At 69.2% G+C, this 16,647-nt stretch carries 18 protein-coding genes; 5 read left to right on the forward strand and 13 right to left on the reverse strand.

All coding sequences use genetic code 11. The annotated features are described in order from the left end of the window. Positions 1-24 precede the first annotated feature (24 nt). From V8Z80_RS15885 to V8Z80_RS15895, 3 genes are all read left to right on the forward strand, one after another. Entirely contained in the window at positions 25-690 is a 666-nt protein-coding gene (locus V8Z80_RS15885) for a response regulator transcription factor (protein ID WP_336062659.1), read from the forward strand. After that, positions 687-2,075: a sensor histidine kinase gene (locus tag V8Z80_RS15890; protein WP_336062660.1), complete on the forward strand. Its 1,389-nt coding sequence runs from the start codon at positions 687-689 to the stop codon at positions 2,073-2,075. Before V8Z80_RS15885 ends, V8Z80_RS15890 begins: the two co-directional genes overlap by 4 nt. Before the next feature lie 95 nt (positions 2,076-2,170). Then, positions 2,171-2,941 carry an MlaA family lipoprotein gene (locus V8Z80_RS15895; protein WP_336062662.1) on the forward strand — a complete coding sequence of 257 codons (771 nt, stop codon included), beginning with the start codon at positions 2,171-2,173 and terminating at the stop codon, positions 2,939-2,941. A gap of 27 nt (positions 2,942-2,968) precedes the next feature. On the opposite strand, the gene V8Z80_RS15900 is transcribed toward V8Z80_RS15895, so the two are convergent. The 8 genes from V8Z80_RS15900 to V8Z80_RS15935 all read right to left on the reverse strand — a co-directional run bounded on the left by V8Z80_RS15900 (position 2,969) and on the right by V8Z80_RS15935 (position 9,720). After that, positions 2,969-3,295 (reverse strand): NIPSNAP family protein, encoded by a 327-nt coding sequence (locus tag V8Z80_RS15900; RefSeq protein WP_155193896.1) that lies wholly within the window; start codon positions 3,293-3,295, stop codon positions 2,969-2,971. 75 nt (positions 3,296-3,370) lie between these two features. After that, a complete protein-coding gene (locus V8Z80_RS15905) occupies positions 3,371-3,757 on the reverse strand; it encodes a cupin domain-containing protein (protein ID WP_155193894.1) in 387 nt (128 codons plus the stop codon). Beyond that, positions 3,754-4,662 (reverse strand): NAD(P)-dependent oxidoreductase, encoded by a 909-nt coding sequence (locus V8Z80_RS15910; RefSeq protein WP_155193892.1) that lies wholly within the window; start codon positions 4,660-4,662, stop codon positions 3,754-3,756. The genes V8Z80_RS15905 and V8Z80_RS15910 overlap by 4 nt, the downstream gene beginning before the upstream one ends. Before the next feature lie 25 nt (positions 4,663-4,687). Continuing rightward, entirely contained in the window at positions 4,688-5,080 is a 393-nt protein-coding gene (locus V8Z80_RS15915; RefSeq protein WP_155193890.1) for a carboxymuconolactone decarboxylase family protein, read from the reverse strand. Between the two features lie 299 nt (positions 5,081-5,379). Continuing rightward, entirely contained in the window at positions 5,380-6,288 is a 909-nt protein-coding gene (locus V8Z80_RS15920) for an NAD(P)-dependent oxidoreductase (RefSeq protein WP_336062664.1), read from the reverse strand. Positions 6,289-6,320: 32 nt separating this feature from the next. Continuing rightward, the gene (locus V8Z80_RS15925) at positions 6,321-7,289 is read right to left on the reverse strand and encodes a Bug family tripartite tricarboxylate transporter substrate binding protein (protein ID WP_336062666.1); all 969 of its coding nucleotides are present in this window, start codon (positions 7,287-7,289) and stop codon (positions 6,321-6,323) included. A gap of 27 nt (positions 7,290-7,316) precedes the next feature. Next, a complete protein-coding gene (locus V8Z80_RS15930) occupies positions 7,317-8,723 on the reverse strand; it encodes an MmgE/PrpD family protein (protein WP_336062667.1) in 1,407 nt (468 codons plus the stop codon). Position 8,724: 1 nt separating this feature from the next. Further along, the gene (locus V8Z80_RS15935; protein WP_336062669.1) at positions 8,725-9,720 is read right to left on the reverse strand and encodes a Bug family tripartite tricarboxylate transporter substrate binding protein; all 996 of its coding nucleotides are present in this window, start codon (positions 9,718-9,720) and stop codon (positions 8,725-8,727) included. Positions 9,721-9,864: 144 nt separating this feature from the next. Between V8Z80_RS15935 and V8Z80_RS15940 the strand changes: the two genes are divergently transcribed. Then, positions 9,865-10,737, forward strand: coding sequence for a LysR substrate-binding domain-containing protein (locus tag V8Z80_RS15940; RefSeq protein WP_336062671.1), 873 nt, complete (start codon positions 9,865-9,867; stop codon positions 10,735-10,737). Positions 10,738-10,854: 117 nt separating this feature from the next. Further along, entirely contained in the window at positions 10,855-11,820 is a 966-nt protein-coding gene (locus V8Z80_RS15945; protein ID WP_336062673.1) for a Bug family tripartite tricarboxylate transporter substrate binding protein, read from the forward strand. Positions 11,821-11,846: 26 nt separating this feature from the next. Here the strand turns inward: V8Z80_RS15945 and V8Z80_RS15950 are convergent, their stop codons facing one another. The 5 genes from V8Z80_RS15950 to V8Z80_RS15970 all read right to left on the reverse strand — a co-directional run bounded on the left by V8Z80_RS15950 (position 11,847) and on the right by V8Z80_RS15970 (position 16,591). Then, positions 11,847-12,668, reverse strand: a complete 822-nt coding sequence (locus tag V8Z80_RS15950; protein WP_155193879.1) for an IclR family transcriptional regulator — start codon at positions 12,666-12,668, stop codon at positions 11,847-11,849. 125 nt (positions 12,669-12,793) lie between these two features. Further along, positions 12,794-13,783: a Bug family tripartite tricarboxylate transporter substrate binding protein gene (locus V8Z80_RS15955; RefSeq protein WP_336062676.1), complete on the reverse strand. Its 990-nt coding sequence runs from the start codon at positions 13,781-13,783 to the stop codon at positions 12,794-12,796. Beyond that, positions 13,780-14,505, reverse strand: coding sequence for an RraA family protein (locus V8Z80_RS15960; RefSeq protein ID WP_336062678.1), 726 nt, complete (start codon positions 14,503-14,505; stop codon positions 13,780-13,782). Before V8Z80_RS15960 ends, V8Z80_RS15955 begins: the two co-directional genes overlap by 4 nt. A 14-nt stretch (positions 14,506-14,519) precedes the next feature. Next, positions 14,520-15,398, reverse strand: a complete 879-nt coding sequence (locus tag V8Z80_RS15965) for a TauD/TfdA dioxygenase family protein (protein WP_336062679.1) — start codon at positions 15,396-15,398, stop codon at positions 14,520-14,522. Positions 15,399-15,415: 17 nt separating this feature from the next. After that, on the reverse strand, positions 15,416-16,591 hold the full coding sequence (locus V8Z80_RS15970; RefSeq protein WP_155193872.1) for an alpha-hydroxy acid oxidase: 1,176 nt from the start codon (positions 16,589-16,591) through the stop codon (positions 15,416-15,418). Positions 16,592-16,647: the final 56 nt, after the last annotated feature.

The following is a 16,647-nucleotide window of genomic DNA, read 5'->3' on the forward strand; positions in this document are numbered from 1 at the left end:
GGACTTTGCGCGGATTGTTGGGATATGCACCTTCTTCTTGTGGAAGACGACGCCATGCTGGGCGAGAGCATCTGCGACGGCGCGCGCCGCGGGGGATGGCGCCTGGACCATGTCGGCGATGCGCGCGCGGCGCGCCTGGCGCTGACCGACCACATGTATGCGGCCGTCCTGCTGGACATAGGCCTGCCCGGCGACTCCGGCCTGGCGGTGCTGCGTTTCATGCGCGGCCGCTACGACGCCACGCCGGTGCTGATCCTGACCGCGCGCGGCCAGCTGAGCGAACGGATCGCCGGGCTGGACGCCGGGGCCGACGATTACCTGGTCAAGCCGTTCCAGTTCGGCGAGCTGTGGGCGCGCGTGCGCTCGATCATCCGCCGCAGCCAGGGCCAGGTGGTGCCGGTATTCACGCATGGCGACGTGCAGATCGACCGGAGCCGGCGCGTGGTCACCAAGGCCGGCGTCGAAGTCGTCCTGAGCGCGCATGAGTACCGGACGCTGCTGGCGCTGGCCGAGCGGCCCGGCCATGTGATGACGCGCGACCACCTGCACAATGTCGTCTATGGCGCCGGCAGCAGCGTCGAAAGCAACACCATCGCCGTCTTCATCCACCAGCTGCGCCGCAAGCTGGGGGACGACCTGATCCGGACCGTGCACGGGCTGGGGTACGTCATCGGGCAGCCGGGCGCATGAAAGCCAGCTCCCTGAACGCACGGCTGATCCTGGTGATCGTCTGGGTCATCGTGCTGAGCTGGCTGGCCGTGGCCGGGGTCATCCTGATGCAGTTCTCCCTGAACCAGACCAGCACCTCGGACACCGAGCTGGCCACTATCGCCACCCAGGTCCTGCGGACCATTCCGGCCGACGCCACGCTGGACGGCGAGGCGGGATGGGAAGGCCTGCAGCTGGGGCAGCCGCCAGGCCTGGACCTCGAATTGCTGCTGTTCCAGATATGGGTCGATGGCCAGCGGCTGTACGCCGCCACGCCGGGCGCGCCGCGCTCGCCGTTCAAGCCGGATTTCGGCGACGGCCTGGCCTCGACCGTGGTGGACGGGAAGAAGTGGCGCGTCTACTCCGTGACGGACGGGGCCGGACGGGTGACCGTCCAGGCCGGCAATCCCCAGGACGTCGTGGACAAGGACATGCGCGACGCGGCCGGCCACGCGCTGATCCTGGCCACGGCCCTGTTGCTGATCGTGGCGGCCGCCATGCGGTTCGTGACCCGAAACGCCTTCCAGTCCGTCCGTACCCTGAGCCAGGCCATCCGCCAGCGGAAAAGCCTGGATTTCACGCCCCTGCCGATGGACCGCCTGCCGCGTGAGCTGCACCCGTTCGTCGCCTCGTTCAACAGCCTGCTGCAGCAGCTGGACGAAGCCATCGAGGGCGAGCGCCGTTTCATCGGCAACGCGGCCCACGAACTGCGCACGCCGCTGTCGGCCTTGCAGGCGCAGGCCGAAATCGCGCTGTCCGCGACCGATCCCCAGGACAAGGAAGCCGCCTTGAAGAAGCTGCTGGCGGTGGCCGAGCGCAGCACGCGGCTGTCCGAGCAATTGCTCGACCTGGCAAGAATCGACGCGGGCGCCAAGGCGCCCCGGCATGCGCCGGCCGACCTGGCCGGCCTGGTGCAGCATGTGGTCCAGGAGTTCGAGGTATACGCCAGCCAGAACCGGCGGTCGCTATACCTGGACGTGCATCCCTGCATGATCCGCTGCGACATCGACGAGATCGGCATCCTGCTGCGCAACCTGCTGGACAACGCCATGCGCTATACCCCGGAAGGAGGCAATGTGCTGGTGCGCTGCGGCTACGAGTCGCTCGCGGGGCTGGGCAGGGCAGGCGAAGTCTACCTGGAGGTCTCGGACGACGGCCCGGGCGTGGAGGCCGCCGAGCGCCAGGCCATCTTCGCGCGTTTTCACCGGGCCGCGGGCACGTCCGGGCGCGGCAGCGGCATCGGCCTGTCGCTGGTCGCGGCCATCGCCAAGTCCCATCATGCCACCATCAACGTGGGCGCCGGGCTGGAGGGGCGCGGGCTGATGGTGCGCATCCGGTTTCCGGGCATCAAGGCCCGCCACGGTTAAAGCACGCTTAAAAACGCTAAAAAAAGCCTAAACCCGCATGGGCAACATCCGGCCTGACGGCGCGCCGCTTCGGCGCGCCGGGAAAGGAGGACGCCATGCCAGCCCGCACGCTTTATCCAGGTCCGCCCGCCGTGGCCTGCTTCATCCGGACCACCGTGCTTGCCGCCGGCCTGCTGTGCCTGAGCGCATGCGCCGGCAATGCCGCCAAGGAGCCGCCGGCGGCCGCCGATGCCGGTCAAGGCAATCAGGCTCACCATGCCGGGCACATCAACGATCCGTGGGAGCGCTACAACCGTGCGATGTACCAGTTCAACGCCAAGGTGGACAAATACGTCGCGCGGCCCATCGGCGTGGCCTACGACAAGGTGGTGCCGGACGCCGTGCAGCACCGGGTGACGGCCTTCTTCGCGAACCTGCAGGAGCCGCGCACCCTGGTCAACCAGCTGCTCCAGGGCCGGCCCGTGGGCGCGGCCAGGACGCTGGGCCGCTTCGTGGTCAATACCACGGTCGGGGTGGCGGGGATCTTTGATCCGGCCAGCGGGATGGCGCTGCCTCGCGCCAACGAAGACCTGGGCCAGACCCTGGCGGTCTGGGGCTGGGAGGACTCCCGGTTCTTCGTCGCGCCGCTGCAAGGGCCCAGGACCTTGCGGGACTTCGTCGGCGGCTTCGGCGACAAGCCATTGAACCCCACCGGCTATATCGAGGATGGGGGCGTGGGCATGGCCGTCACGGCGGTACGGATGGGCAGCATGCGGGCGGCCGCCTTTCCCGCCGACAGGATGCGCGCCGAAGCCTTGGACGAGTACACCTTCGTGCGCGATGCCTGGATGCAAAGACGCAGGCACCAGATCGAACAGCGGCAATGAGCCCGCACGCCCCGGTGCGGCTGCAGGTCAGCGCATCGCCGAATACTCCGTCGGCGCCAGGAAGTAGTTTTCGATGCGTTCGACGATGGGCTTTTCGGCCTCGCTGGCCGCGCGCTTGGCGATCCATTCCGGGTCGGCCTGGAAGGCGTTCCACTTTTGCTCGCGTTCGGCCAGGCTTTCCCACTTGAGCAGGTAGGTCAGGGCGTGGTTGCTGGGGCCCGACAGCGTGGTCCAGAAACCCACCTGCTCGATCCCGTATTTCTTGAAGAAGCCCAGCGTGGTGCCGCTGAACCGCTCGTGCAGCGCCGGCAGGCGGCCCGGGGCGCAGTGGTAGATCCGCATTTCGATGATCATGATGTCTTGTCCTTGTCCTTGTCCTTGTCCTTGTCCTTGTCCTTGTCCTTGTCCTTGTCCTTGTCCGTTCCGGGTTCAACGCGCCTGGCGGTAGTCCTGCTCGGAGACTTCCTCGAGCCAGTCCGCATCGCCCAGGGAAATCGCCACGTGGCTCATGTAGCTGTCGGCCGAGGCGCCGTGCCAGTGCTTCTCGTGCGGGCCGATCCATACGAAGTCGCCGGTGCGGATCGGCTCGGCCTGCTGGCCGTGCACGCAGATCCAGCCGCTGCCGCCGGTGACCTGCAGGATCTGGCCTTGCGCATGGGTGTGCCAATGGGTGCGCGCGCCGGGCGAGAAGAACACATGGTTGATGCCCACGCCGTCGGTGGGCGCCATGACGGGGTCGGCCCATACCACGCCGGTAAAGGTGGGGCCGCGCTGTTCGGAGGGCTTGCCCTGCGCCCTGCCGTGAATGACCTTCATGCTCGATCTCCTTGGGGTTGGTGCAGCCGGATGCCGCCGGACACGTCGCCGATGGCATCGACTACCTTGTTGCTGATCATCTCGCCGTAGCCCAGCGCCGTGGCAAGGCCGAAGCTGGCCAGGGGCCCGGATCCGTTGAGCGAGGCCACGCCCAGTTCGCGCGCGCGCTCGATATACAGGACCACGTCCTTGGTCATGAGCTTGCTCGTCAGGCCGCCTTCCAGGTAGTTGCCGTCCACGATGGAAGGAAAGCGGTTGAGCGTGGCGAAGTTCACGCCGCTGCTGCTGTTGAGCACGTCCAGCAGCTGGTGCAGGTCCAGCCCGGCCTTCTTGCCGGCGACCATGACCTCGGCGGTGGCCGCCAGGCTGACCGCGTTCAGGAAATTGTTCAGCAGCTTGGTGGTGTGGCCGGCGCCGCTGGCGCCCATGTTCAGCGCCTTGCTGCTGATCGGGGCAAAGGCCCACCGCACCGCCTCGATGGCCTCGGGCTCGCCGCCGATCATCAGCGTAAGCGTGCCTTTTTCGGCTGCCGCCGCGCCGCCGGAGATGCCGGCATCGATGTAGCGCACGCCGCGTGCGGCCAGCAGTCCGTGCAGGCGGATCGTGGAGCTGGCCGCCGCCGTGCTCAGGTCGACCACGGTCTGGCCGGCCCTGGCGTGCGCCAGGATGCCGTCCTGGCCTTCGACCACCGATTCGACCGCATGGCTATCGGGCAGGGACAGCATGACGAGGTCGGCGAAGTCCACCACTTCCTTGATCGAGCCGGCCGTTTGCGCGCCCGCGGCGGCAGGCCGCGCCGGATCGCGGTCCAGGCCGAGCACGGCGATGCCGGCGTCCACCAGGCGCCGCGTCATGCGCGCGCCCATGTTGCCCAGCCCGATGAATCCTATCCTGTCTTGTCTCATGATCGTTCTTCTACCCTGCAAGCGTTCATTGGCGCTGTTCGGCCTCGTAGGCCCTGATGGCGTCGCTGGCCACGCGAAACGCCGCCAGGCCCAGCGGCGCGCCACAGTAGACGGCGGCCTGCATGAGCACCGCCCGGATCTCTTCCTTGGTGACGCCGTTGTTCAGGGCGCCCTTGACGTGGACGGCAAGCTCGTGGTGCTGGCTCATGGCGGTGAGCATCGCCAGGTTGACGATACTGCGCGTCTTGGCCGAAAGGGTGGGATCGCCCCAGATTTCGCCCCAGCAGTATTCGGTGACCAGCTTCTGCATCGGCCGGTTGAAGTCGTCCGCGGCCTCCCAGGACTTCTGGACGTGGGCGGCGCCCAGCACCTTCTTGCGTTGGCTGAAGCCTTTGTCGAAGCGATCGTTCTGTTCCATGTGCATTCCCGTGGTGTGGATAAGGGGTTGGCTGCCGTGGCCGAAGGGGGCGTCTTCGGTGGGCCGTGATAAGTTTGGAAGGCGGGGATCAGGCGCATGCCGTTTGTTCGCGGCCGCCAGGGCGTTTGCCATCCGGACGGATTGCACATGAGGCCGAAGCGTTGCGGCCGGTCCATGCATGACACCTCGCTTGAATTTAATATGATTATATTCCCGTAATACAATCCGTCAATCTAGAAAAAGGCCCGGGCATGGCGCCTGCCTCTGCCCGGGCCCGGACGGCGTCGGCCTGTTGCGCTTTAGCCGGGCGCGGCCCGGATCTGCACGCCCGCGAAGTTCTCGACCACGCGCGCCACTTCCGCGTAGTCGGCCTGCGGGCCGCACAGGGCGTTGGTCATCACCAGCATCTCCTTGACGGCCGCGCCCACCATCATCGGGATGCCCCGGCGCTCGGCCTCCTGCAGGCAAAGCCGCACGTCCTTGTGCGCCAGCCGGGCCGCGAAGCCCACGTTGAACTGCCCGGTCAGTACCTGCTTGGGAAACTTGTCGACCGTGGCCGAGTTGCGGCCCGAGCCGGCATTGATGACCTCGATCATGGTGCTCGGATCCAGCCCGGCTTTCACGCCCAGGGCCATGGCCTCGGCGGTGATGGCCACCGCGGTGGCCGAGAGCAGGTTGTTGGCCAGCTTCATGACCTGGGCCTGGCCGGCGTCGCTGCCCAGGTGGAACGGCGTGCCGAAGTGCGACAGCACGCCGTGCAGCCGGTCGTAGCGCGGCCGCGGGCAGGCCACCATGATGGCCAGGGTGCCGCGCTGCGCGCCGGTGGGCCCGCCGCTGACCGGGGCGTCCACGTATTCGATGCCCTGGGGCGCGAGCACGGCGTGCGCGCGGCGCGCGGCGTCCGGCCCGATGGTGGACAGGTCCACCACGCAGCGGGCGCGGCCGGCCGCGGCCAGTCCTTGCTGCTGCGACAGGACCTGCTCGACGGCCGCACCGTCGGGCAGGCTGAGAAACACCACGTCGGCCGCGCCGGCCACCGAGGCGATGTCGCCGTGGCCGCTGGCGCCGCGCTCGGCCAGCCGCCGGACCGCGGCCGGGTCCCTGTCCGTGACGTGTACCGCCAGGCCGGCATCGAGCAGCCGGCCGGCCATGGGCGCGCCCATGTTGCCCAGTCCGATGAAGCCGTAGGTAAGGCTGTTGGCATCCATGATGTTCTACCTTGAAAGTTGAAAGAAAGCGTTCAACGGGCAGGCAGGCCGATCTGGCGCGCCAGCTCGGCCAATTGCTGCTGGTCGCGCTCGAGCGTGCGCCGAAATCCCGCCGGGCTGCGTTCCTGCTGCGGGGGAATCTGTGCGGCCAGCTGCTCGATGCGCGCCTTGAACTCCGGCGTGGCGACGGCCTCGGACAAGGCGCGCGCCAGCGTATCGACCACCGCCTCGGGCGTGCCCTTGGGCGCGACCAGGCCGTTCCATATCTGCAGCGAGAACTGCGCCAGTCCTCCCTCGGCGAAGGTCGGCACGTCGGGCATCTGGGGCAGGCGCTCCTTGGCGGCCACCGCGATGGCCTTGATCCGGCCGTCCTTGTGCAGCGGCATCATGGTGACCGTCTGGTCGATCATGGCGTCGATGGTGCCGGCCATCAGGTCGGTCAATGCCGGCCCCGAGCCGCGGTACTGCACCAGCTCGCCCTGCGCGCCGGCCATGCGCAGGAACATCGCCTCGGCCAGGTGGGCGGTGGTGCCCGGGCCGCCCGAACCCAGGTAGGGCCGCAGTTCTCCGCTGCGCATGCGCGCGAGCAGGGTGGGCAGGTCCGGCACCGCGCTCTTGTTGCTGACGCTGAGCACCATCGGGACATTGGCCACGGTGCCGACCGGCGCGGTGTCGGCCACCACGTCGATGCCCGACTGCGGATGCAGCAGCGGGATCAGCACCATGGAGTTGTTGCTGAACATCACGGTGTAGCCGTCCGGGGCGGATTTCATCAGGCGCTGGAACCCGAGCAGCCCGCCCGCGCCGGTGACGTTCTCGACCACCACCGATTGCTTCAGGATGCCCGACAAGGCATTGCCCACCAGCCGCGCTAGGGCATCGAGGCTGCCGCCGGGGGCCACGCCCACGATGATGGTAATGGGGCGCGAAGGATAATCCTGCGCCCATGCCGGCGCGGCCAGCGCCAGGACGGACAGCACGCTTGCGATCAGGCGTTTCATGGTTCGTCTCCTTTTGGAATGTCCCGCCTATGGCGGGGGCTGGCGCGCGGCCAGGCAACTGGCCAGCCGCGCAACGGCGTCGGCGCGGTCGAAGTCGCGAAGGATATCCAGGCACCGCGCGGTCGCGTCATCGGGCAGTCCCGCCAGCGGAAACAGCTGGCGGAACTTGTCTTGCACGTCCTGCCAGTGCACGCCGCGCGGGCCCGAGCCCCGGGGCGCCTGGCAGGTGCCGCGGTGGATCGTGCCGTCCTTCAGGTGGATGGCCACGCTGCCGCCGTGCCGGTGCGGGAAGCGGTCGGGCAGCGGCGGCGGGGCCGGGTCGAACTCGATCCTGTCCTGCAGCGCGGCGATGACCGGGTCGGCCATCCTGGCCGGGTCCATGTGCCGCCAGCCGAAGCCCCCGTCCGCGATGGCCGCGGCGACGAAGTAGAACAGGCTGTGGGCGGCGTCCACTAGGTTGCGCGGGTGCGGTTCGCCCTTGAAATGCGTCCATTGCACGGCGGCCGTGATGACGACGCGCTCGACGTCCTGCGGCCGCACCCGGCCTGCGCGCGCGGCGTCGGCGGCCGCCTCGGCGGTCGCATGGAAGGGATGCGCCCCGGGCATGAGCTTGATGGCCATATCGGTGACGATGTCCCAGCTCTGGCCCCAGCCGCGCGCGATCTCGTCCAGCGCCTGTCCGCCCAGCGCATGCAGGAAGCCGCGCGGCAGATCGAGCACGCCCGGCTCGCCCCGGAATCCCGCCTGCGCGGCCAGGGCGGCGCGCACGCCCGCGCTGGCGGCCATGCCGGCGTGGTATTCGCGGGCGCAGCTGGTGTCGGCCGCGATGGCCATGCCGCCGATGGAGGTCGCCGACAGCGCGATGGCGTGCGTCATGCGCTCTGCGTCCAGCCGCAGCAGCCGCCCGGCGGCCGCGCAGGCGCCAAAGACCGTCGATACCGAGCCATGAAAGCCGCGCTGCATGCGCCCGGGCGTCAGGGCTTCGTCGATGCGCCCGGCCAACTCGTAGCCCAGCACCATGGCGGCCAGCACCTCGCGGCCGCTGGCGGCCTGGCGCTCGCCCACGGCCAGGCCCACGGTCGACACGATGGTGCCGATGTGGGCGATGCTGCGCAGGTCGCTGTCGTCCGAGGCGGCGGCGTCGCTGGCCAGGGCGTTGACGCGCACCGCGCCGGCCAGCGGCAGGCGGGCACGGTCGAACCACACCGTGGCCGCCGGCGTGCCGCCATCGCCGATCTCCAGCTCGCGCACGATGCGGGCCGATTCGATGCCGTAGCCCATGGCGGCGCTGGCGATGGTGCTGGCCAGGCTCATCTGCGCCCGCTCCAGGGCCAGCGCCGGCAGCGACTGCGCGGGCGTGGCGACGATGTGTTCGGCCAGGACGCGGGCCAGGGGCTGGCCGGCGGCGGGGGCGGGAGTCTTGCGCGGATTCAATTCAGTTCGCCTTTGCGCCCAGTTGCTTGAGGACGGGTATCCAGGTGTCCAGGTCCTTCCGGACCAGCTGCCCGAAGGCCGCCGGGGACTGCAGCGGCGTGGCGGGCAGGGTGAAGCCTTGCGCGACGAGCTTCTCGCGCACGGCGGGCTTGGCCATGACGCCGTCCAAGGCGGCATGCAGGCGCTCGATCCTGTCGGCGGGCAGCCCGGCCGGGCCGACCAGGCCCCACCACAGCGTGACGGCGTAGCCGGGCAGTCCGCTTTCGGCCAGCGTGGGCACGTCGGGCAGCAGCGCCGAGCGCTCCGGCCCGGTGACCGCCAGCGGCTTCAGGCGTCCGGCGTTGACCAGGCCCAAGGCGGCCGGCAGGTTGTAGAGCCCCAGGTCCACGTCGCCGCTGAGGATCGCGGCCAGCCCCTGGGGCGCGCCGGTGTAGGGCACGTGCAGCATCGGCTTGTCCAGCCGCTGGGCCAGCGTGGCCCCGGCGATGTGATGGCTGGTGCCGGCGCCGCTGGACGAGTAGCGCATGGCTTCGGCGGGCTGGCTGCGAATGGCCTGCAGCAGCGCGCCGATATCGCCGTAGGGCGACTGGCTGGACACCACGACCAGGTTCTGCACGTCCGCGAACTGGCCGATGAAGGAGAAGTCCTTGATGGAGTCGTAGCCCGGCTGGGCATACAGCACCTGGTTGTTCACGAAGGTGCCTTGGGCGGCGATGCCCAGGGTGTAGCCATCGGGCTTGGCGCGCGCGATCTCGGCGGTGCCGATGGTGCCGCCGGCCCCGCCCTTGTTCTCCACCACCAGGGGCTGGCCGAGCGCGCCGGCAAGCTCCGAGGCCACCTGGCGCGATAGCGTGTCGGCGGCGCTGCCCGGGGCGAACGGCACGATCAGCCGGATCGGGCGCTCGGGATAGGCGTGCTGCGCATGGGCCCCGCCGGCCAGCAGGGCGGCGCACGGGGCCAGCGCCAGGGCATACCGCAGCAAAGGAAGTCGCACCATGATTGTCTCCTGTTCTTGTCGGGTCCGCGCTCGGATGGCGCTGTGAAATACTTGATTCATGCTCAAGGGGTGAGCAGACTGTAGGGCGAACCGGCCGGCAACGTCTGCCGAGAGTTTTTATCAACCGTTGAATCAGGCTCAACAATGCACAAGCTCAGGAACCACCTGGGTCCCTTGCGGGTGCTCGATGCGGTGCACCGGGCCGCGGGCGTGGGCAAGGCGGCGGACCTGCTGCACATCACGCCCGGGGCGGTCAGCCACCAGATCCGCAGGCTCGAGCGCGACCTGGGCGTGCGCCTGGTCTACAAGGCCGGCCGCGACATCGCCTTTACCGGCCCCGGCGAGGAACTGGCCCAGCGCGCCGCCGACCTGTTCGACAGGCTGGAGGCGGTGCTGGCCAAGGCCGCCGGGGCCGGCGCCAACCGCCGCATCCGCGTCAAGGTGATCCCGAGTTTCGCCATCAAGTGGCTGATGCCCCGGCTGGGCGGCCTGTATGCGCAACATGGCGACATCGATATCGAGATCGCGACCGTGGCGCGCGCCGACGATACCGACCTGGACGACGCGGACTTCGTGGTCCGCCGCGGCCGCGGCGACTGGCCGGACCTGCGCGCCGATTTCCTGTTCGCCGATGAACTGGTGCTGGCCTGCTCGCCCGGGCTGGCCGCGCGCGTGCGCAGCGTGGACGATCTCAGGCGCCAGAAGCTGCTCAAATCCATGATCGCCCCGCATAGCTGGGACATGTGGTTCGCTTCGCTGGGGCGCTCGCCCGACGCCGCGCTGCGGTTCGTGCCGCTGGCCAACGCGGTGCTGTGCCTGCAGGCCGCCGCCGAAGGCGTCGGGGTGGCGCTGACCCAGCGGGCCTACCTGGCGCAGGAGCTGGCCAGCGGTGCGCTGGTGCAGCCCCTGCCGCACGTGGCGCGCAGCCAGGACGGCTACTACCTGGTCAGCGACCCGCTCAGGTCGGCCGCCGCGCCGTTTCGCACCTTTGCCGAGTGGATGGCGGGCGCCGTGTAGGGCGAGCGGGCGGGCCGGTTGACCGGCGGGCGGGAATGCATAAAACTGTGCAATCTATACATATAAATACGATAAATAGGGGAGGCGCTCCACTTACCTGCCGGAGAGCGTTTAAACATGCCTAAAACCTTCAAGCTTGCCGCCGCCGTCCTGGCGTGCGCCGTCGCCCTGGGCGCTGCCGCCAGCGAATACCCGCAGCGGCCCATCACCATGGTCAGTCCCTTTCCGCCAGGCGGGGCCACCGACGTCATCACCCGCGCCGTGGCCAAGTCCATGGGCGCATCGCTGGGCCAGCCCGTGGTGGTGGTGAACCGCCCCGGCGCCGGCACCACCATCGGCGGCGCCTATGCCGCGGCGCAGCCGGCCGACGGCTACACGCTGCTGATGGCGACCAACACGACCATCGTGGGCGCGCGCTTCCTGTACAAGGACCTGCGCTACGATCCGGACCGCTTCGAGCCCGTGGGCATCGTCGGCACGGCGCCGATGGTCCTGCTCTCGGCCAAGGCCCGCGGTTTCCGGAGCACGGACGACGCCTTGGCCTATGCCAGGCAGCATGGCCAGAACACGCGCATCGCCTCGCAGGGGCCGGGCACGCTCTCGCACCTGCTGGCCGAGTGCCTGCAGTCGGCCGCCGGGCTGAAGATGTCGCACATCCCCTACAAGGGCACCGCCGAAGCCATGCCGGCGCTGATCAACGGCGACGTGGACCTGTTCTACGACACCGTCGGCACCGGCATGACGCAGGCGCAGGGCGGGACCGTGGACGTGCTGCACGCCACCGGCCCGGCGCGCATGTCAACGTATCCGGACGTGCCCACGGTCGCGCAGGCTGGCGTCAAGGATTGCCAGATGCAGGCATGGTGGACGCTGGTGGCCCCGGCGGGCACGCCCGAAGCCGTGCTGGCGCGGCTGCGCCAGGCCCTGCAGGAAACCATGCAGCATGAAGAAGTGCGCCGGAGCATCGCCAGCGCGGGCACCGAGCCGGCCGACGGCCGGGTGCAGGGCTATCGCGAGATGGTGTCGGCCGATGTGGAAAAAACCGGCGACCTGATAGAGCGGGCCGGCATCACGCTGCAATAGCGCGCCGGCGCGCCGGTGCCGGCGCGTTACGCAACCCCGCAATGGCGCGCCTGCTCCTGCAACGCGCCGGCGGTCTGCGCCAGGCGCTCGTGCAATTCCTGCAGCCGTTCGGATCCATACATCTTTGGCGTGCCGATCAGGCACACCGCGGCAAAGGCTTGGCCGTGCTCGCCGAGCACCGGCACGCCGAAGGCATGGGCGCCCGGCACCAGATAGCCGAGGTTCACGCCAAAGCCGTGTTCGTCGGACTCGGCCAGCATCTGCTGCAGGCCGGCCAGCCGCGTGGTGCCGTGGCGCCGGACCTCCTGTTCGAGATTGTCGGCCAGCACGTCGCGCGCCTGCCCCGCGGGCAGGGTCTGCCATATCGCCACCCCGCCGGCCGAGCTAAGAAGCGGGCGGCGCGTGCCGACATAGACCATCGCGCCCGTCATGGCCAGCGTGCCGGCGCGCACGCTGCAGACGTATTCGTTGCCGCTGCGGAACTGGAACAGCACGATGCCCGACATGCGCCGCGCGAAGTCCGCCAGCGTGTCCTCGGCGCCGCGCTGGAACTGCACGTGGCCGGGCAGGGCCAGGCCCAGCTCGTACATCAGCGGGCCGGGCAGGTAATGGCGGTCGTGGCTGCGCTGCACCAGCATGCGCTCGGCGACCAGGCAGGCCAGCATGCGGTGGACGGTAGCCTTGTCCTGCCCGCAGGCATGCGCCAGGTCCGAGAGCCGCCAGCCCACGTTGGGCCGTTTGGCGACCATGCGCAAGAGCTTCAGGCCCCTGGACAGGCTTTGCGTGCCGGCAGGCCCGGGCAAGGACGGGCCTGCCGCTGCGGGCAGCGGCAGATCGGCGAGATTCATCGCGGCGTCTCCTGTTTTTCTTGCCGCGCGAGGTGGCGGCCTGCTTCTTCTTATGGAGGCTATGCTCGCTCGCCGGTGCGGCGCCGGCAATTAGGGCTTGTGCCTAAGGCCGCTGCGGCCTGGCGTCATTGCGCCTTGATGCCGGCCTTCTCGATCAGCGCGGCCCATCGGCTGGCTTCCTGCCTCTGGTGCTCGCGCAGGTCCTGCGGCGTTCCGCCGCCGACCTGCCCGCCCTGTTCCCTGATCCAGCCGGAGATGGCGGGCTGCTGCAAGGCCTGGACGATGTCGGCATTGAGTCGGGCCAGCAGCTCGGCGGGAGTGCCGGCCGGCGCATAGACGCCCCACCACGCGTTGACCTCGAAGCCTTGAAGGTCGCCGGCTTGCGCAACGGTGGGCACCTCGGGCAGGGTGGCCACGCGTTCGGCGCTGGTCACGCCCAGCGGACGGGCGCCGCCGGACTGCACGTGCGGCAGCATGACCGAGCTGTTGTGAAAGAGCACCTCGTAATGGCCGGCCAGCAGGTCGGTCGCCATCTGCGCGCTGGACTTGTACGGTATGGGCTGCATCCGCAGGCCGGTCATGTCCTTGAGCAGCTCGGCCGACAGGTGCGGCGTGGTGCCGATGCCGGGATGGCCGTAGCGCAGCTTGTTCGGATGCTGCTTGCCATAGGCGATGAGTTCTTGCAGGTTCTTGACGGGAACATCCGGATGCACGACCAGCAGGTTGGGCATGAACATGACCAGCGCGACCGGCTCGAAGTCCTTGACGGGATCGTAGGAGAGTTTCATCAGGCTGGCGCCCACCGACATGGCGCCGCTGGTGCTCACCACCAGCGTGTAGCCGTCGGCCGGCTGCCTGGCGGCTTTTTCGGCGCCGATGATGCCGCCCAGTCCGACCGCGTTCTCGATGACCACGGGCTGCTTCCATTTGGTGCCCAGCGCGTTGGCCAGTTGCCGGCTGATGGCGTCCGGGCTGCTGCCGGTGGCCGCCGCGACGATCAGCTTGACCGGGCGCGTGGGATAGTCCTGGGCGGCCCGGCCATCCTGGGCCAGGGCGTTGGCGGCCGTGGCCAGCGCCACGCCGGCCAGGGCCAGGCTAAAGGGGCGGATGTTCATGCAAGGTCTCCTTTGGTGTCGTCGAACGCGGCATCGATCTCCTGCACCTGCATGCGCGCATAGATGGCCGCCGCGCCGCTGAGCTCCCATACCGGCGCGCCGGCCAGCACCTTTTCGGCCGCCTCGTCCTCCTTGCGCATCTTGGCCACGGCGGCCTGCACGATCTCCGGCGCCTGGTCGCGCGGCACGCAGATCACGCCATCGCCATCGGCCACGACCAGGTCGCCTGGCCGTACCGTGACGCCTTCGCAGACCACGGGCGCGTTGACCATGCCATGCCCGTTCTTGTCGGGGTGGATGGGCCAGATGTGGGTGGACCAGACCGGCAGGCCCAGCGCGCGCACCTGGTCCACGTCGCGTATGCAGCCTTGCACGATCACGCCGGCCAGCCCTTTCTGCAGCGCATAGCGGGTAGCCAGGTCGCCCCATTGGGCGCCGGACAGTTCGGCCTGGCAGACCACCACCAGCACATCGCCGGGCTCGGCCAGGTACAGGGCGCGGTGCATCATCAGGTTGTCGCCCGGCCAGCAGTAGGCCGTGACGGCGGGGCCGGCGATCCTGGGCTGTTCTTCACGGATCGGCCGCATGCGTGCACCCAGCAGGGCCGCCCGTCCGGCCACGCCCATGGCTTCGTGCACGTCGGCCACGGTGGCCTGGCGCGCTTGGGCGACGGTGGCCGCATCGACGCGGCGCACCTTGAGATAAACCGTCGATTGCGTCATGGCTGGCATCTCCGTCAGGCCTGCGGCACGCAGTATTGGTCGGCCGGCAGGCGGAAAGTGGTGCGCTTCATCAGGCGCGGCTGCGCCAGGGTCATGGTGTCGCGCCGGTGCATGGTGCAGCCGTTGTCCCAGATCATCAGGTCGCCGTTGCGCACCTTGTGGCGGTAGGCCAGCGCGGGCCGCCCGCCCGCCTCGAACAACATGGGCAGCACGCGCGCGTTTTCCTCTTCGGAAAGTCCTTCTATGGAAACCAGCGTGGTGGGGTCGGCGTACAGGGCCTTGCGCCCGCTCTTCGGATGCGTCAACACCACGGGGTGGCGCGCATCGGGCAGGCTGAGCATGGCGTTGGCCTTGTCCTTTTCCTTGAGCTCGAGCATGTTCAGCAAGGCATAGCGCTTGGCGTAGCGATAGACGCCCGTGCGCCCGTCGACCAGGCGCCGGATGTCCTGCGGCAGGCTGTCCCAGGCACCGTACTGATTCGCCCAGTAAATGTCGCCGCCGTCGCGCGGTACTTCCGTGCCGTACAGGATGGCGCCGGTGGCCGGGCGCTGCTGGAAGGTCTGGTCCGAATGCCAGTCCACGTCGTCGCCGCCGGCAAAGCCGCCGACGAAGCGGCCGTCGGCGTACTTGAGCGTGCTGAAGTAGATGATCTCCGGGTGATAGGGCGACTGGATGTCCTTGCGCACGGTGGCGTCGCACACGCCGAAGTGCTGGCTCAGGCGCACCAGCTCGGATTCCTCCAGCGCCTGGCGCCGGAAGATCATCACGGGCGAGCGCTGCCAGATCTCCTTGAGGGCCTGGATGGCCTGCGGGTCTTCGAGGATGTCGGGCACGTCTGCATGCACTTGCACGACGAAGTCCGTATGCAGGGCGGTGGTCTGGATCTGCGGCATCTTGTCTCCTCCTGTTCTCATCGGGATATGGCCGGGTGTCCGCCCGCCGGCCACAGATAGCTTGGGTCGAGCGCCTCGAAGCGCGGGCAGCCTATCTGCGCCAGCACCATGTCGATCTCGTTGCGCAGGATCTGCAGCACGCGCGCCACGCCCGCCTGCGCGCCCGCCGCGACGGCAAAGACCGGGGGCCGGCCGAAGAGGCACGAGCGAGCGCCCAGGCATCGCGCGATGACCACGTCCGAGCCGCGGCGCACGCCGCTGTCCAGGATCAGTTCCACGCGTTCGCCTACCGCCTGGCGGATGGCCGGCAGCATCTCCAGCGGCGCAGGTGCCGCATCGAGCTGGCGGCCGCCGTGGTTGGACACGACCAGGGCGTCGGCGCCCAGCTGCATGGCTTGCATGGCGTCCGCCGGATGCAGGATGCCCTTGATGGCCAGCGGGCCGTCCCAGCCCGCGCGGATGCGCCGCAGGTTGTCCCAGTCGATGCGCGGCGCCGGCGTGAGCGTGCCGTACAGGTCCGCCACCTGCGAGGCGCTGGCGCCTTGCCGGGCATAGGGCTGCCAGTTGCGCATCATCGGCATGCCTCCGGTGCGCAGGTAGCGCAGCACCCATGCCGGATGCATGAGCGCATCCATCGCCACGCCGGGCGTCATGCGAAAGGGCCGCGAGAAGCCGTTGCGGCGGTTGCGTTCGCGGTTGGCGTTCACGGGCACGTCCACCGACACGACCAGCACGCCCACGCCGGCCTGCCGGGCGCGGCTGACCAGGTCGGCATTGATGCGCTCGTCCGAGGTGCAATACATCTGGAACCAGACGTGCCCGGGCGCGGCGGCGGCAATGTCCTCCAGGGCGCCGTTGCTCGCGCTGGAAAGCAGGAAGGGCACGTCGGCCTGGCGCGCGGCCCGGGCCTGCATCAGGTCGGCATCCGCGCGCCACAAGCCGGCCAGGCCGGTGGGCGAAATGCCGATGGGGCTGGCATAGGTCCGCCCCAGCAGCCGCACGCTCTGGTCGCGCTCGCCCACGTCGCGCAGGTACCGCGGCACCAGCCTGTACTGCATGAAGGCCGCGCGATTGCGCTGCAGGCAGTGCTCGTCGTCCACGCCGCCGTCGATGAAATCGAAGGCGATGCGGGGCAGGCGGCGCCGGGCCAGTTCGCGCATCTGGTCGAGGTTGATCACCGATTGCATGTCCATGGGCATGTGGGGCGGTCTGTGGATGTCACCCCAGCACCATAGGTGCGCATCGGGCA

The sequence above is a fragment of the Orrella sp. JC864 genome (assembly GCF_037026685.1).
Taxonomy (GTDB): domain Bacteria; phylum Pseudomonadota; class Gammaproteobacteria; order Burkholderiales; family Burkholderiaceae_B; genus Orrella.

Coding starts and splice junctions, on each gene's coding strand:
- V8Z80_RS15920 (WP_336062664.1), bottom strand. CDS start 6,288: ATGGATGCCAACAGCCTTACCTACGGCTTCATCGGACTGGGCAACATG.
- V8Z80_RS15945 (WP_336062673.1), top strand. CDS start 10,855: ATGCCTAAAACCTTCAAGCTTGCCGCCGCCGTCCTGGCGTGCGCCGTC.
- V8Z80_RS15955 (WP_336062676.1), bottom strand. CDS start 13,783: ATGAACATCCGCCCCTTTAGCCTGGCCCTGGCCGGCGTGGCGCTGGCC.
- V8Z80_RS15885 (WP_336062659.1), top strand. CDS start 25: ATGCACCTTCTTCTTGTGGAAGACGACGCCATGCTGGGCGAGAGCATC.
- V8Z80_RS15940 (WP_336062671.1), top strand. CDS start 9,865: ATGCACAAGCTCAGGAACCACCTGGGTCCCTTGCGGGTGCTCGATGCG.
- V8Z80_RS15925 (WP_336062666.1), bottom strand. CDS start 7,289: ATGAAACGCCTGATCGCAAGCGTGCTGTCCGTCCTGGCGCTGGCCGCG.
- V8Z80_RS15960 (WP_336062678.1), bottom strand. CDS start 14,505: ATGACGCAATCGACGGTTTATCTCAAGGTGCGCCGCGTCGATGCGGCC.
- V8Z80_RS15905 (WP_155193894.1), bottom strand. CDS start 3,757: ATGAAGGTCATTCACGGCAGGGCGCAGGGCAAGCCCTCCGAACAGCGC.
- V8Z80_RS15965 (WP_336062679.1), bottom strand. CDS start 15,398: ATGCCGCAGATCCAGACCACCGCCCTGCATACGGACTTCGTCGTGCAA.
- V8Z80_RS15890 (WP_336062660.1), top strand. CDS start 687: ATGAAAGCCAGCTCCCTGAACGCACGGCTGATCCTGGTGATCGTCTGG.
- V8Z80_RS15915 (WP_155193890.1), bottom strand. CDS start 5,080: ATGGAACAGAACGATCGCTTCGACAAAGGCTTCAGCCAACGCAAGAAG.
- V8Z80_RS15935 (WP_336062669.1), bottom strand. CDS start 9,720: ATGGTGCGACTTCCTTTGCTGCGGTATGCCCTGGCGCTGGCCCCGTGC.
- V8Z80_RS15900 (WP_155193896.1), bottom strand. CDS start 3,295: ATGATCATCGAAATGCGGATCTACCACTGCGCCCCGGGCCGCCTGCCG.
- V8Z80_RS15910 (WP_155193892.1), bottom strand. CDS start 4,662: ATGAGACAAGACAGGATAGGATTCATCGGGCTGGGCAACATGGGCGCG.
- V8Z80_RS15970 (WP_155193872.1), bottom strand. CDS start 16,591: ATGGACATGCAATCGGTGATCAACCTCGACCAGATGCGCGAACTGGCC.
- V8Z80_RS15950 (WP_155193879.1), bottom strand. CDS start 12,668: ATGAATCTCGCCGATCTGCCGCTGCCCGCAGCGGCAGGCCCGTCCTTG.
- V8Z80_RS15895 (WP_336062662.1), top strand. CDS start 2,171: ATGCCAGCCCGCACGCTTTATCCAGGTCCGCCCGCCGTGGCCTGCTTC.